Consider the following 15,536-nt stretch of genomic DNA (forward strand, 5'->3'; position numbering starts at 1 on the left):
TGGATGCAGCAGTATAGACACAGACGCATGATGATAAAAAATAATGGAGACATTTTTATGCAGAAGTCGCTCGTTGCTTTATCAACCCTTGCTGCGCTAGGCCTATTTGCTTGCCAGCCAAATACTACTGATGAAGCCGCTTCTACAACCGCTGATAGTGCAAATACTACTTCTGTTTCAGCAGAAGAAATGACAGATTCACAAAAGCAAGCTTACGCCATGGGCGCAAGCATGGGTTTGTTTGTTAGCAGTCGTGCCGAACAACAAGAGCAACTAGGTCTTACTTTAGATCAAGTAGCTCTTAAACAAGGCTTTCAAGACGGTTTAGCTGATACGCTAAAATTCACTCCTGAACAAATTCAACAAATTGCTCAGCAAGGTGAAGAAGTACTTCGTACTAAACAACAAGAAGCTGCAGCACAAGCCGCAGAGAAAAACATTGAAGCCGGTGTTGCATACCTTGAAGAAAACGCAAAGCGTGAAGGCGTAGTAACGACCGAGTCAGGTCTTCAATATGAAGTTCTAACTGAAGGTGAAGGTGCAAGCCCTGTAGCAACTGATGTAGTGAAAGTGCACTATCGCGGTACGCTACTAGACGGCACAGAGTTCGATTCATCTTACAAGCGTGGCGAGCCAGCTGAGTTCCCACTAAATCGCGTTATTTCAGGTTGGACTGAAGGCGTTCAGCTAATGAAAGAAGGTTCGAAGTATCGCTTCCATATTCCTTCTGAGCTTGCATACGGTCAGCGTGCAACAGGTGCAATAACACCTAACTCGACACTAATTTTTGATGTTGAGCTTCTAGAGGTTGTTAAACCAGAAGCGGAAGCACCTACCGAATAAGTGAATGCACGCGTTTTAAGACGAATAAGTGTATAGAAATGATAAAGCCGACGCCCAATGCGTCGGCTTTTTTATTTAAGTGAGTCAGCGTAATCCATGCCTACCTTTTCCCTACGAGCAAGTGGCTTATCACCACGCGCGTACCCAAGTAGTAAAGTGGGTTATTCAATATGCTTGGTGCCTCGAATCACTATGTAAATATAGTCAACGCTCCCAATAATTGCCTATTTTCGACAGCGTTTTTCATGGAACAAATTAGCCTTAGCGCGGTGCTTTTAGAACAGAAAGTTTTAAGCCACTATCTTTGCGGCGCGCGGCGACGCTCTGTATGTACTTTGAATGTTGCAAAGTAATTTAACAGTGACTGTCCAACTTTATACATGGCACAACCCAAAATAAGATAAACAACGGTTTTTAGGCTTTTCAAATGAACAACAATATCAAGCATGGCGTAAAGCAATAACAGCGCACCACTTAAAAAAAGCATAAATCCAATTATCGTACCGCTAATTTGGAGGGTGTCGGCATTGGAACGCCGGCGGTTCAACATCGGAATTTTATTACGCATCTGCTTCCCTTAGAGAATTGTATATATTTTATACTATGACTCTTTAAAAATGGTTTATGTTCAATAATTATTCAACATGCCTTATTTCTCATCAATTAACAAACGTAAAGATTGCGTTTCACTCATTCACCCTCATAGAGTAAGGGTATTTAATTCATCTTTTTGTAGGCCATTGTGAAAACACCACTGATCACTCGAAAAGGTTATTTGCAACTAAAGCAGGAACTAGACACGCTGTGGCGAGTAGAGCGCCCAGAGACTACCCGTAAGGTAACATGGGCAGCCAGCCTGGGTGATAGAAGCGAAAACGCTGACTATCAGTACAACAAAAAGAAGCTACGTGAAATAGACCGACGGGTGCGTTACCTGCGCAAGTGTTTAGAGAATTTAAAAGTTGTTGATTACGACCCACAGCAAGAAGGAAAGGTATTTTTTGGCGCTTGGGTAGAAATTGAGAATGAGTCTGGCACTGTGATGCAGCTGCGATTAGTGGGTTATGATGAAATTTTCGGCCGCAAAGACTACATTTCTATAGATTCCCCCATGGCAAGAGCATTGGTGGGAAAAGAAGAGGATGATGAGTTTATTGTTAAAACCGAAGCCGGCACTAAAGAATGGTGGATTAACCGTATTTGGTACGACACCACAGATAAACTGTAGAAAATGTTAATACCATGGAAGTGAAAGGCATTGCATTACAGCTTTCAACAAAGCGTTTGGTGTGATGATCAGACGACTTCCTTTTTATCGCGGTGATACAATTGCCGCATCTTGTTTCATTACCAATGTTGTGCGCCTTATATTATCGGTACAACGTTTTGCATTTGCCTAATGCATATTTTTAAGCACCTTAGAGCGACTTATGATTATAAATAAAATTGCCGAAGAACTTGCCGTACAAGCGTCGCAAGTGACTGCAGCCGTCAAACTGTTAGACGAGGGCGCAACGGTTCCGTTTATTGCTCGTTACCGAAAAGAAGTTACCCAAGGGTTAGACGACACCCAACTGCGTAATTTAGAGCAGCGTCTTACTTATCTTCGCGAGCTAGAAGAGCGTCGCGAGGTTATTTTAAAGTCTATCGATGAGCAGGGAAAACTTACCAGCGAGTTGAAGAGCAGCATTGTTTCAGCTGATAGCAAAACTACCCTTGAAGATCTTTATTTACCCTACAAGCCCCGTCGCAGAACAAAAGGGCAAATTGCCATTGAAGCGGGTTTAGAACCTTTGGCTGATGCATTGTTTAACGATGCGAATGTGGCGCCTGAAAGTGAAGCGCAGCAGTATATTAATAGTGATGCAGGCATTGCTGACACGAAAGCAGCACTAGAAGGTGCTCGCTATATTTTAATGGAGCGCTTTGCTGAAGATGCGGCTCTGCTAGGTAAAGTACGCCATTATTTAACCGAAAACGCACATGTAAAAAGCACGGTAGCGCCGGGTAAAGAAAAAGAAGCAGCGAAGTATAAAGACTACTTCGAGCACAACGAAAAGTATAAAACCGTACCCTCTCATCGCGCACTGGCGATGTTTAGAGGGCGTAACGAAGGCATGCTGCATATTCAGCTAGATGCCGATCCTCAGACGGAAGAAAACGGCCCGTCGCACTGTGAGCATATTATTGCGAGCCATTACGACATTATGCATCGAGGCCGCGCCGCAGACGACTTCTTAGCACAAGTTGTGCAATGGACATGGAAGATAAAAATTGGTCTTCACATGGAAACTGAGCTTTTTAGTGCGCTGCGTGAGCGTGCTGAAGAAGAAGCCATAGAAGTATTCGCCAAGAACCTGAACGATTTGCTAATGGCTGCACCTGCAGGTGCCAAAACAACAATGGGGTTAGACCCAGGTTTGCGTACGGGTGTGAAAGTAGCGGTAGTAGACCGTACAGGTAAAGTGCTCGCCACTAATACTATTTTCCCGCATGCTCCACAAAACCAATGGGACAAGTCTATTCGAACGCTTACCACGCTGTGTAAACAGTACAAGGTAGACCTAATTAGCATTGGTAACGGCACAGGCTCGCGCGAAACCGATAAGCTAGTGGGTGAAATGCTGAAAAATAACAGCGACCTACAAGCACAGAAAATCATGGTAAGCGAAGCAGGCGCATCTGTGTATTCAGCGTCTGAGCTTGCGTCAAAAGAACTGCCTGAACTTGATGTGTCTTTACGCGGTGCTGTATCTATTGCACGCCGTTTACAAGATCCGCTAGCCGAACTGGTAAAAATTGAACCCAAAGCCATTGGCGTGGGCCAATATCAGCACGATGTAAGCCAAAGTCAGTTGGGCAAATCGCTAGACCGCGTTATAGAAGACTGCGTTAACGCAGTTGGCGTAGACTTAAATACGGCGTCACCTGCACTGCTTAGCTATGTTTCTGGCTTAAACAAAACACTGGCGCATAACATTGTTCACTTCCGCGATACCAACGGCGCATTCCCTGATAGAAAAGCCCTGCTTAAAGTAGAACGTTTAGGGCCAAAAGCTTTTGAGCAAGCCGCTGGGTTCCTTCGCATCGTAAACGGCACTAACCCGCTTGATGCGTCTGCTGTGCATCCTGAGGCGTACCCAGTAGTAGATAAAATTGTTGATACTACCGAAGTCGCTGTAAACGATATAATTGGTAATACCGAGCTACTTAAGCGCTTGTCACCAGAAAACTTTACTAACGATGACTTTGGTTTACCAACGGTAAAAGACATCTTGAAAGAGTTGGATAAACCCGGCCGAGATCCGCGACCTGAATTTAAGACCGCGGCATTTAAAGACGGCGTAGAAACCATTAACGACCTAAAAGTAGGAATGGTGTTGGAAGGGGTAGTTAGCAACGTTGCTAACTTCGGCGCATTCGTAGATGTTGGTGTTCACCAAGACGGTCTTGTGCACATTTCAGCATTAACTAACAAGTTTATCTCAGACCCTCGTGAAGTGGTAAAAGCCGGAGATATAGTAAAAGTGAAGGTGCTTGAAGTAGATGTACAGCGAAAGCGTATTTCATTCACCATGCGCCTTGACGACACACCAACGCAGTCATCAAGTAACAATAACGGTGGCAGAGACAAAGCGTCTCGCCAGAACAATGGCGGTAACAAGCCTGCGCGCAATCAGCAGCGGGGCGGTCAGAACCGCAATAACCACAATCAAAGCCGCAATCAGAGTCAAAACAGCGCTATGGGCAATGCCTTTGCCGATGCGTTTGCCAAAGCGAAAAAATAACCTGCCAATTCACATTCATTGCTGGCTTGAAATATAGCCAGCAATTGAATGATACTTAGACAATACCATTGCGCTCAACTGTCATAGGACGACCCATGAACGTACCCTCATTGTCTTCAAGTATGCTCATTGTTAACGAAGATACGCCCGATCTTCGCGACCGTGTTTATCAACCACATCTTGCGCCACTTAAGCCTTTTGTCGACCCGCCAGGTAACCTCAATATTCTTAATCAAGGCGAAGACGGTGCCTGCACAGGTTTCGCACTGGCCGCAACAATAAACTTCATTTACCGACAGCAAGGTAAAAACTGTAGCGTAAGCCCCTGGATGTTGTATGCAATGGCTAAACGTCACGACGAGTGGCTAGGAGATGGTTACGAAGGCTCAAGCTGTCGCGGTGCTATAAAGGGCTGGTACAACAGCGGTGTGTGCAGCCACACATTAACGAAAGACATTGAAGATAGCGATGGGTTTGCAATGACTCTGCCTATTGCACAAGACGCCGCCAACCATCGCTTGGGCGCGTATTATCGGCTTGAACGAGAGATAAGCGACTTTCATGCGGCCATAAACGAGGTAGGCGTTATTTTTGTTTCAGCCAGAATTCATGAAGGATGGAAAGACTGCGATGGCGACGAAATAACTCTGACGCCCGAACCAATGGGCGGCCATGCTTTCGTTATTGTGGGTTATAACGACATGGGGTTTTGGATTCAAAACTCGTGGGGTACAAACTGGAAAAAGTCGGGGCTGGCGTTGTGGCGTTATGAAGATTGGGCCTTAAATGTAATGGATGCATGGGTAGTGCAGCTTGCGTTACCCATAAACACAACCGGCACATTCCATCATGCGACAGGGCTTGTTGCCAAAGGGCTATTTAAACGCGCTACACCCCGTGTCAGTATTCAAAATCACTTTGTACATTTTGACGATGGTCACTTCGATACAACAAGCAAGTATTGGAGCAATAAAGCACACGTCGACAATGTTATTGCGCAGCTTGCAGCATCGAAGCATAACAAAGTTATGCTGTACGCACACGGTGGCTTAAACACGGTAAAAGCGTCTGCACAGCGCATTGCCGCAATGAAAGATACGTTCTTGAAAAACGGCATTTACCCAATACATTTCATGTACGACACCGGCTTACTAGAAGAGCTTAAAGACATTCTTGGTTTTAAAAACAAAGAAGTCAGCAACAAAGTTGGCGCTTTCACAGACTATACCGATCGCATTTTAGAGTGGGCTACGCGAAAAGTAGGTGGAGCGCTATGGCGAGAAATGAAGTCAGACGCATGCACGCCGTTTACCCGTGCTACGTCAGATGGCAGTTACTTTCTTTCCCAGCTTGCCCGCTATTTACGTGACAATAAACAGGTAGAGCTACATGTTGTAGGGCATTCAGCAGGGTCAATTTTTCATGCTCATAGCCTTGCGAGGCTAGCTAAGTTAACGCCGGAGTTGTCGGTGAAGAGTTTGCAGCTGTTGGCGCCTGCCATTAGCTACCCTTTATTTAAAGAAACACTCGCGCCGCTAATCGATAAGCAGTTTATAAAGCAAACACGTATTTATAACTTGTCTGAAACCTTAGAGTTAGACGATCACGTGGGGCGTGTATATCAAAAATCGTTACTCTATCTTGTCTCTAACGCCTTCGAATCAAAAGCTAATATGCCATTGCTTGGTATGCAGGTATTTAACGCCTCTGAGAAGGGAATAAGTTTTATATACAGCGACGGTGTTGAAGGTACCGCTAGTGCCGCCCGTACACATGGTGGCTTTGACGGTGATGTAGACACAATGAATAGTGTACTTCACACCATTTTAGACAAACCTGCTAGCTTTGAATTCACCAAAGCCATTCTAGATGATTAAAGTGTGTTGACCCTGACAGTATGTGTTGCAGCAAAGGTTATGTGCTAGGCATTTAGATAAGGCAGCATTCGCGTGATGTAGCTATGTGCATAAATGTGAGCAGACGCTCGATGAATACTAAAAACTGACGGCTGCCTATGCTTGCAGAGCTAGGCCTTCCCTAACAGGAGTATATGCTTGCGTGTATGCATTTTGTATACGCCCAATGCGCGCTTGCATAAGCGGGTCGCTTGCAGGTACTTCAAAGTTTAGCGAACGCGTACCAATAGCATCACTAGCTGGAGCCTGACCTTCTTGCACCGACTGTTGCGCCGATAAAATAGCATCGTCCAGACTGCGCGTTGGCGGTGCAACGGTGTTACCTGTAATGTCATCAAGCGACGGTGGCTGTGACGGCGCTACGTTAGGAATGAAGCCTTCTAGGTCATTTTCCGCGTTTTCACCCGTGACTTGCGTTGAAGCATTGGGGATATTTGGCGAGCCAGTTTCGCTTGAAGAACTGGATGTTGAAGCTTGTGATACTGAGGCTAGCTCTTCGCGGTTATCCTCAGCAATGTCGTTTCGCGCTTCAAAGGCTTTTTGTGCAGCCTCTGCGGCTACTTTCAAATCTTGTGATGAAGGTTGGGCGGGAGCAAGTGCTGCAGCGCGTACTTGCTGCATTTTTCTTAACGTTTGCTCAGGGCTTTGCTCTTCTGAAATATCAATAGAGACTTCGCCACCTGTGGCGTAACGCTTGTTATCTGGCCCTGTTGTATATTCATATTGTGGCGAACCTGCATACTGACCGCCAGTGGCGGCGTGAGCCTGTTCGTGCGCGCGCACTTCTTGATCGCGGGCCTTTAATTGTTCAATTTCTTGCGCATCTTGTTGAGCTTGTTGTTGCTCACGCTGCTGAGCTTGCTGCTCGCTTTGCGCATTTTCCTTTCCAGCGCTTTCATCTTGCGCATTGTCGCGCTCACCACCAAACACATTCTGAAAAGCATTTTGCAGGTCGGTTTGAATTTGTGGGCGCTCGTACGTAACCGGCGCTGGCGGAAGTCCAGGACTTTTCGCTTTATCAGCTTCAGAACCAAGCCCTTTTTGCGAAGCACCTTGCTCTGCGTCACCCGTTTGCGGAATAGTCTCACGCTGCACGTTGTCGCGACGAGCCGACTCCGTGTTTATATTCGCCGTTGGGTAGGCGATAGCGTTAAGAATTGGGGTGACGATGTTCAATGTGAACTCTCTATTTACGCAATAGTATCGATAATTGTGCCTAACATGTCGTTAGCAGTATCAAGCACTTTAGCTGACGCCTGTGCGTTAATACTGTTCACGTTAAGCGAAATTAAATCATCGGTTATGTTCCCGGGCAGAGCGCCTGGTGTAGAACCTGATGTAGCGTTTTGAGCTGAGGAAGATGCAGCCGCCGTCGCTTCGCTTGGCACATTTTGCGAGCTCTCTACTGTTCTTGCTGCAATATTCGACGCTGCTTGCGTAATACCGTTACTGGCATTTTGCAGGCCCAGTTGACCCGACGCAAACGCAGCACCTACGTTTGAACTACTAATACTATTCATACACTACCTCTACTCTCTCATGTGCAATTATTAACCAATATCGAGAAAATAGAAAGCCTTTCACGGTGTTTAAGCATTAAACTTTTGTCGTGTAAGGCTTTTAAAATAGCGACTTAAGACGCTTTTTGTCGCTGAACATTCGCCACAAAACTAAAAATGATATCGGCAGTTTGCTGAGGGTGAGAAATAAACGGTGCGTGAGAGGCATGCGGCAAAACTACCGTGTCTGCTTGCGGTTGCAGTTCACAAATATTATCAATGCCACTGGTCGGCACCAGTGAGTCCAATCGGCCGTAAATCCTAAGTGTTGGCACCGCAATTCGCCCTACTTCTTGTCGAATATCTTCAGTAGACAGTATACGTAAACCCTTTTTCAAAGCTTCTTCTGCGGGGTCTGGGAATTGGGTAACATGTTCGCGAATAGCTTTAATATCTTGCTTTGCCGTTTCGCTTCCCATCGCCTGAATAGCCAAAAAGCGCTCAAGGGTTTTTTGGTAGTTTTTCTCTAGCTGCGCCTCAAACATTTTCAATAAGTCTGCCGCAATACCAGGCCAACCGGGCCCGGCAATAAATCGAGGCGTTGATGCAATGGTAATTAAACCTGCTAATTTTTCTGGCGCCATCAACGCGAGTTTCTGCGCCACTAAACCACCAAGCGACCAGCCAACCAACACACAGCGTTCAGGCAATACGTCTACAAGTGCATTCGCCAGCGTTTCAACCGTATAAGGTGACGGCAGGTGATCAGCATTTTCGCCAAAACCAGGAAGATCGATGGTCGTAATGGTGAAATTGTCACTTAAATAAGGAATAAACGAAGTAAATGCCCCGCTATTCATGCCCCAGCCGTGCAAGAAAACAATCTCTAAACCTGCGCCCTGTGTACGGGTGACAAGTGCACTTTTAGTATGCAAACTTTCCATATACACCTCCTTTGGCTTTGCCGTGTTCGTAACACGAAATAATGAAAATAAGTCAACAGTCGACCATTCAAGGAAGTTGATGGAATCAACATAATGAACCTTTCATGCCTATTATGTTATCAGGCAAGTCCTACGCCAGTATGTCAGTGGTGTGAAGAAGATTTGTTTTTTTTCAACTCAACACTGCATGGCGATAATTTGCTTCGCTATGGCCCAGTAGGCGGCCACGTAAAGCACAGCCACTACAGTAGTCTGTCAGTGTTAGGGCTGCATACATGGCCAATGTCCTCACTGGTTCACCAGTTTAAGTTTACCCATACTGTCGCCGCAGGCAAAGCGCTTAGTAACTGGTTTGTCCATAAAAAGCGACACTGTAGCTTACCGCTACCACATATTTTGCTTCCTGTGCCGATAAGCGTATGGCGGCTTGCTAAACGCCACTATAACCAAGCCCAAGTCATTGCACATGTGTTGAGTAGTGCACTGCATATACCCGTTGCACCAAATTGGGCTCGGCGCAGAGGGTGGCAGGCGCAACACATGCTCTCAAAAGCGGCGAGACAGGCAAACGCAAAGCAAGCATTTCGGTTAACCAAGACAAGTATCGACCATGACTACAGTCAAGCACAAAAAAGGCAGGAACAGCTGCGAGTAGCAATTGTTGATGACGTTATTACAACAGGAGGCACGGTGAACGTGCTTAGTAAAATGCTACGGGCACGTTACCCCGATATAGATGTACAGGTATGGGCGATGACATTTACGCCACCGCCCAAAAGTACGTTACTTACTAATCAGTAGTAAACGCGTAAATTAACGCACGAAATGAGATTGATAGATTGCATTGGCAAGCACTTTATTTGTGCCATACCAGTACCCTCTAAACTGCATGTTGTCAGTGAAACCAATAACCACGCCGCGCCCCATTTTGTTGGTGGTAACCGCTGTAGACTCAGCCATAAGCTCAACCATAGCGTTATCACTAAAGCCTGCCATTAACGGCTCTTCGGTATAGGTTGCCGGCGTAACAAACGGCGAACTATCGCCTTGCACAATCATATTACTGGTTTTGAACATAGGAAGCGTATCGCTTTCAAAGCCATAGAATAACGGGTGTGAAGTGTCGATCTTCGTCTCAAATACCGCGCCGGCTACTAGTTTCTTCGCGTACAACGCTCCGCCATCTGCATAAGACAGCTTGCTCTCGTCATACGCGTTATCAATGGTTTCACGGCTTACTACTTCTGCATCAAGCCACTTGTTATCAGCGAAGTAACGCAGTGCCGATTTCTGACCTATCATTACGCCACCGGCTTTAATCCAGCTCTCTAGCTGCGCTTTCTGGCTCTCAGAAAACCCGTAACGGCCGCTTGGGAAAATAATATGGGTGTATTGAATTGAAGGGTCTGAAAGCGCACGTCCAACGTGCTGCTGCTCAACAATGCTTGCTGCAATACCTACCTTAGTATCGAAGTAGTGCCAGATTTCGCCCACTTCGTATTCACTGGTCCCCTCACCACCCACAATCATAACTTGAGGGGCGTAAACTGGCGCCATGCTTCTGCTACCTAAGTCGTTTCCTACCGGCGTCAGTCCCGACTTAAAGCTAAATACAGGAACCTGAAGCTTGGCTTGTGCTTGCGTAATAATGTCTTCAATGTTCGCTGGCTGTGCCAGCCCTTTAGGAACAATAATGCTACCAGGCGGTAGAGAAACTACGCCACCATTATACGACAAGGCCGCAAACGCTTCTTCGCTACTACGAACCTGAACACCTTGCTCTAAAAGCGTTTGTAGCATTGCTGGAGCATAGTAGTGCTGCCACGAAAAGCCATAGGCATAAGCATCATTTTGAATAGTATTTAGGGCAAGCGTTGCAACGGTTTCTTTGTCGCCTCGTTTCACGTCACGGGCATCACCTTTATCTAATGGCGAATATTGAAGATTGAAAGCAAGTGCTAAATTCCACGTAGACACATCGTAAAAGGTATTGTTTTCAAACGATGTTTGTGTAGAAAAAATGGATTTTACTAAACGGTACTGCGGCTGCTTGGTCGGTACATAGACAGCCTGCCCCTTTTTGTATGTTATTCCGTTAACTTTGCTGTCTTTATTCACCACTTCGTAGCGAATATTGTGCTGCTCTAGCAACGACAAAAAGGCGTTAAAACGACTTAAATCGGTTTCTGTACCTACAACGAAACCAACGGTTTTATCGTTCTTAGCTTGTTCTTGCGTACCGCTCACAAAGTTAGACTGATAATCTAAAAGCGCCGCTTTATTTGCTAAAGCACCTCTGAACGTGCTCAATGACGTTGTGACTTGGTTTTGAATAGTGTCCTTAAATGCAAGTTCGCCATTTATTGACGACTGCAAATGACCGCGAGAACTTGCCTGCTCGAACAGGATACCAATACTGCCATGCAGATCAGGATAGGTAGACCCCTTACCTGCGTAAAAGTCGTCAAAGGCTTGCTCAGTAAAATACAACGTGCCTTCTTTATCAAAAGCCGCGGCATGATACTGTGCCAGCGCCTCTGTAAGGGTCACATTCTCGTCTGGTGTTAGTGGGTTCTTTCTAGAGCGTACACCCGGCTGGAAGAAATAGGTGCTGTCTGTGCCCATTTCATGAAAATCCGTCAACACATGCGGGCGCCATTTATGAAACTGCTTAATACGCGCTTGAGACTCAGGATGAGCCAATAACAGCCAGTCTCTATTTAAATCGAACCAATAGTGATTAGTTCTACCTGAAGGCCATCCTTCGTCATGCTCTCTATGACGAGAGTCAGATACTAGCTGCTTACCCTTGTGCATGTTCGCCCACTGTGCAAACCGAGATAAGCCATCGGGGTTGAAAGAAGGGTCAAACAACACAATATTATGTTTGAGAAGGGCATCAACCTCTTCGCCTTGGCCGGCAGCAAGGTAATAAGCTAGCGCAAGCGCTGCATTTGATCCAGACGGTTCATTGCCGTGAATGCTGTAACCCATGTAGAAAACAAGTGGTGCGTCTTTACTTACTTTTTTGCCGCCCAACATGGCATCGATATGCTGCTTTCGCATAGTTTCCAGGTTGTCGCGGTTATCTGGCGATGTAATGGTAAGCAGCAAAAGAGGGCGGTTTTCATGAGTGCGTCCAGTCTCTTCGATAGTGACACGGTCTGACGTTTCAGCAAGCACTTTCATGTACTGCACCAGTTGATCATGGCGAACGTGCCATTCTCCAATTTGTGCACCTAGTACCGATTCAGGTGTGGGAATACTTGTGTTGTACGTTACCGTGTCAGGTAAGTAGGCGTGAACTGGTTTGCCGCCGTGATCAGGTGCAATAGTAACTGGAGCTGCATGCGCTTCATTAACTGTGGCGGCACCAAATGACGCTGCTCCCAGCGCCAAAGCGGTAACCAGAGCAAGGTGACTTTTTTTCGCTGCGTTGTAAATGTTCGCTAGCATGGCGTTTCCCGTCTTGTTGTTATGGTTGAGCTGACGTTGCGACAAACAATGCCCTCAACAAATTCGATTTACTGAAATAATTTTTTTAATTAATACCTGACTGTTTTACTCAGGTAAATTTGATACAATAATCCAAATTTTAAAATATGTAGGACTTGCTGATGATTACTATATCAGAAGAAGCCCAGGCTCACTTCGTAAAACTGCTGAGTAAACAAGAGTCTGGCACGAATATTCGTGTATTCGTCGTAAACCCAGGCACTTCGTCGGCAGAGTGTGGCGTGTCCTATTGCCCGCCAGATGCCGTTGAATCTACTGATACGCGTCTACCGTTCAATGGGTTTGATGCCGTGGTAGATGAAGAGAGTGCGCCGTACCTAGACGAAGCTGAAATTGATTACGTTACTGACCAAATGGGCTCACAGCTAACGCTTAAAGCGCCAAATGCTAAGGCGCGCAAAGTGTCTGACGATGCACCGCTTGTCGACCGTATTAATTACATGATTGAGTCTGAGATTAACCCTCAGCTTGCAAGTCACGGCGGTAACGTTGTACTTACCGAGTTAACCGACGACGGCTTCGCTATACTTCAATTCGGCGGTGGTTGTAACGGCTGCTCAATGGTTGATGTTACGCTTAAAGACGGCATTGAAAAGCAGATGCTAGAACAGTTTGCAGGCGAGCTAAATGGCGTGCGCGATGCGACTGAACACCAAGCTGGTGAGCACTCGTACTACTAAGTTAGTACTAAGCAAAAAAATACAGTGGCACTTATCACCCAAGATGTGCATAAAAGCTGGCAACGATTCAAAATAGGTTTGTCTATTTTCGTTGCTGGCGCTGTAATGCTTTTATCAATAAGTCATTGGCACATTGCCGTTCACTACCTGTCACTTTCTGTCCTGTTCGGCGGTTTTGCCTACGCTATGTTTGGCTATGCGGGTATATTCATAAACCGCTTCACCTTCCTGAAAAACAAAAAACCTCCTCCTAAGTTTTAAGCTTTTCGCTTGAAAACCCGTCATTCTCGTTGCACATTGACAATTGCAACGCGTGGGATAAGAACAATATGTAAGTTCAAAAAAGCAAACAGCGAGTAAACATCGCTAGTTCATAACCACTCCCGGCACAAAAGTAATGCGGCTTGTAATAGCCACGCGTTGTTTAACACACCGCGTAACTATTGAAGGCCCTTATGGCGAAAACCTAAATGGACGTGATGCGATGAAAAAACTGGGCCTTATTGGCGGAATGAGTTGGGAGTCGACGGTTAGCTATTATCAGGCACTTAACCGCGGTGTTAACGATGCTTTAGGTGGGCTCCACAGTGCGCCACTACTGTTAAGCAGCGTAGATTTCGCCCCGATTGCGCAACTACAGCATGAAAACAACTGGGATACACTTGGCAATATGCTAGCTGAAGAAGCCATGGCTCTAGAGCGCGCGGATGCTGATGCTGTACTTATTTGCACAAATACCATGCATAACGTTGCCAATGCAGTTATTAGTGCAACGTCACTACCCTTATTGCATATTGCTGACGCCACCGGTGAAGCACTCAATAAAGACAAAGTAGACACTGTCGGCTTGTTAGGCACGCAATTCACCATGGCACAGCCATTTTACAAAGACAGGCTAAAAGACAAATTCAACATTGAGGTGGTTGTACCGAGTGCAGAGCAACAGACCATTGTTCATAACATTATTTATGAACAATTATGCAAGGGCGTGATTTGTGCTAAGTCACGTGAGGCGTATATTAACGTTATAAACGACTTGGCAGCACAAGGCGCAGAAGGCGTTATTTTGGGCTGTACTGAGATTGCACTGCTTGTACAACAGCCGCATACCACAGTGCGTTTATACGACACCACGGCCATTCATGCCAAGCGTGCAGTAGAATTTATATTGCATGGTGCTTAACAAGGTTCGGCGCAGTGTGAAAGGCGCAGCACGTGACTAGGCGCAGTGTGTGATACGGCGTAGCGAAATTAAATCAAAAAAACAAAAAGGGATTAACCATGTTTAGCCATGTAATGATTGGTGCAAACGATATTGAAGCTTCAAAAGCGTTTTACGATGCCATATTAGGCGTACTGGGTTACGACGCCGGTGTGTATGACGAGTATGGTCGCGTATTTTATTACACACCCAAAGGCATTCTTGCACTCACCAAGCCAATAAATGGTGAAGCTGCTACGCACGGAAACGGTACAACACTTGGGCTTGCTGCACGTACTCCAGAAATTGTCGATGAATGGCATAAGGTAGGTAGTGAGAATGGCGGTGTACCGTGCGAAGACCCACCGGGTATTCGTGGAAACGACCAAAGGCAGCTGTACTTAGCGTATTTGCGCGACCCTTCTGGCAATAAGCTGTGTGCAACTCATATCGTTCGCAAGTAACCACATATTTAGCAAGAAGCGCGTTTAAGTAACGATAAAGGACTGTTGATGTCACCAGAAGATACCGGCAAAGCTTACGATACCATAACGCATTTGTGGACTAGAGAGCAGTTCAATAGCCAAAATGGCATTGCTGCATACGAAAAGGCACTGTCGTTTCTTGTCCCACATCAAGGCTCTGCTTTTGCACTTGATGTGGGCTGTGGGTGTACTAATCGATTTATTCCTCATATAGAAAAAGCAAACCTGCAATATGAGGGTATAGACATATCGGCAACCATGCTGTCTATTGCGAAAGAAAACCAGCCGTCTGGCACGTTTTACCATGAAGACGTATGCGCTTTTGAGCTTCCCCAAAATTATACCTTTATTAGCGCTTGGGATAGCTTTTGGCACATTCCACTTGAGCAACAACAGCCTTTGTTAGAAAAATTCTGCGGCAACTTAGCGGAAAATGGCGTGCTGCTTTTTTCTTGTGGCGGCGTTGAAAAGGCGGGTTCGCACACCAACACCACAATGGGGCCAGAGGTGTACTATGCGTCATTAGGTTTAAATGCCTACTTAAGCATACTAATAGATGCCGGCTGTATTATTCGTCATGTTGAATTCGATCAGCACCCCGAACAACACACTGTAGTGATTGCACAGAAAACCAGTACATAAAAGGTCAGTGTAGAAACGCAGG

At 45.9% G+C, this 15,536-nt stretch carries 15 protein-coding genes; 10 read left to right on the top strand and 5 right to left on the bottom strand.

What is annotated here, in order from left to right; translation table 11 throughout:
- Positions 1 to 57 precede the first annotated feature (57 nt).
- Entirely contained in the window at positions 58 to 843 is a 786-nt protein-coding gene (gene fkpA / locus ACGHAV_RS03815) for an FKBP-type peptidyl-prolyl cis-trans isomerase (RefSeq protein WP_390376655.1), read from the top strand.
- Between the two features lie 298 nt (positions 844 to 1,141).
- Here fkpA and ACGHAV_RS03820 read toward each other — a convergent pair whose 3' ends face one another.
- Positions 1,142 to 1,411 (bottom strand): hypothetical protein, encoded by a 270-nt coding sequence (locus ACGHAV_RS03820; RefSeq protein ID WP_334014033.1) that lies wholly within the window; start codon positions 1,409 to 1,411, stop codon positions 1,142 to 1,144.
- 174 nt (positions 1,412 to 1,585) lie between these two features.
- Between ACGHAV_RS03820 and greB the strand changes: the two genes are divergently transcribed.
- The 3 genes from greB (at position 1,586) to ACGHAV_RS03835 (ending at position 6,508) form a co-directional block, all read left to right on the top strand.
- Entirely contained in the window at positions 1,586 to 2,071 is a 486-nt protein-coding gene (gene greB / locus ACGHAV_RS03825) for a transcription elongation factor GreB (RefSeq protein ID WP_334014034.1), read from the top strand.
- A gap of 202 nt (positions 2,072 to 2,273) precedes the next feature.
- Positions 2,274 to 4,631: a Tex family protein gene (locus ACGHAV_RS03830; protein WP_390376659.1), complete on the top strand. Its 2,358-nt coding sequence runs from the start codon at positions 2,274 to 2,276 to the stop codon at positions 4,629 to 4,631.
- A 95-nt stretch (positions 4,632 to 4,726) separates the two neighbouring features.
- Entirely contained in the window at positions 4,727 to 6,508 is a 1,782-nt protein-coding gene (locus ACGHAV_RS03835) for a C1 family peptidase (RefSeq protein ID WP_390376662.1), read from the top strand.
- Between the two features lie 135 nt (positions 6,509 to 6,643).
- On the opposite strand, the gene ACGHAV_RS03840 is transcribed toward ACGHAV_RS03835, so the two are convergent.
- The 3 genes from ACGHAV_RS03840 to bioH form a co-directional block, all read right to left on the bottom strand.
- Entirely contained in the window at positions 6,644 to 7,723 is a 1,080-nt protein-coding gene (locus ACGHAV_RS03840) for a putative metalloprotease CJM1_0395 family protein (protein ID WP_390376664.1), read from the bottom strand.
- Between the two features lie 14 nt (positions 7,724 to 7,737).
- A complete protein-coding gene (locus tag ACGHAV_RS03845; protein ID WP_390376666.1) occupies positions 7,738 to 8,067 on the bottom strand; it encodes a hypothetical protein in 330 nt (109 codons plus the stop codon).
- Positions 8,068 to 8,180: 113 nt separating this feature from the next.
- Positions 8,181 to 8,990, bottom strand: a complete 810-nt coding sequence (gene bioH, locus ACGHAV_RS03850; RefSeq protein ID WP_390376669.1) for a pimeloyl-ACP methyl ester esterase BioH — start codon at positions 8,988 to 8,990, stop codon at positions 8,181 to 8,183.
- Between the two features lie 93 nt (positions 8,991 to 9,083).
- Here bioH and ACGHAV_RS03855 point away from each other — a divergent pair, with 93 nt between their 5' ends.
- The gene (locus ACGHAV_RS03855; RefSeq protein WP_390376672.1) at positions 9,084 to 9,791 is read left to right on the top strand and encodes a ComF family protein; all 708 of its coding nucleotides are present in this window, start codon (positions 9,084 to 9,086) and stop codon (positions 9,789 to 9,791) included.
- A gap of 12 nt (positions 9,792 to 9,803) precedes the next feature.
- Here ACGHAV_RS03855 and ACGHAV_RS03860 read toward each other — a convergent pair whose 3' ends face one another.
- The gene (locus tag ACGHAV_RS03860) at positions 9,804 to 12,446 is read right to left on the bottom strand and encodes a M14 family zinc carboxypeptidase (RefSeq protein WP_390376674.1); all 2,643 of its coding nucleotides are present in this window, start codon (positions 12,444 to 12,446) and stop codon (positions 9,804 to 9,806) included.
- A gap of 161 nt (positions 12,447 to 12,607) precedes the next feature.
- On the opposite strand from ACGHAV_RS03860, the gene nfuA reads away from it, so the two are divergent.
- The 5 genes from nfuA (at position 12,608) to ACGHAV_RS03885 (ending at position 15,514) form a co-directional block, all read left to right on the top strand.
- A complete protein-coding gene (gene nfuA, locus ACGHAV_RS03865; protein ID WP_334014042.1) occupies positions 12,608 to 13,186 on the top strand; it encodes a Fe-S biogenesis protein NfuA in 579 nt (192 codons plus the stop codon).
- A 24-nt stretch (positions 13,187 to 13,210) separates the two neighbouring features.
- Positions 13,211 to 13,447, top strand: a complete 237-nt coding sequence (locus tag ACGHAV_RS03870; RefSeq protein ID WP_390376677.1) for a hypothetical protein — start codon at positions 13,211 to 13,213, stop codon at positions 13,445 to 13,447.
- 223 nt (positions 13,448 to 13,670) lie between these two features.
- Positions 13,671 to 14,369 carry an aspartate/glutamate racemase family protein gene (locus ACGHAV_RS03875; RefSeq protein ID WP_390377006.1) on the top strand — a complete coding sequence of 233 codons (699 nt, stop codon included), beginning with the start codon at positions 13,671 to 13,673 and terminating at the stop codon, positions 14,367 to 14,369.
- 98 nt (positions 14,370 to 14,467) lie between these two features.
- On the top strand, positions 14,468 to 14,851 hold the full coding sequence (locus ACGHAV_RS03880) for a VOC family protein (protein WP_334014045.1): 384 nt from the start codon (positions 14,468 to 14,470) through the stop codon (positions 14,849 to 14,851).
- A gap of 48 nt (positions 14,852 to 14,899) precedes the next feature.
- A complete protein-coding gene (locus ACGHAV_RS03885; RefSeq protein WP_390376680.1) occupies positions 14,900 to 15,514 on the top strand; it encodes a class I SAM-dependent DNA methyltransferase in 615 nt (204 codons plus the stop codon).
- The last annotated feature ends 22 nt before the right edge of the window (positions 15,515 to 15,536 follow it).

Source organism: Alteromonas sp. MTD1 (assembly GCF_042848195.1).
GTDB lineage: Bacteria > Pseudomonadota > Gammaproteobacteria > Enterobacterales > Alteromonadaceae > Alteromonas.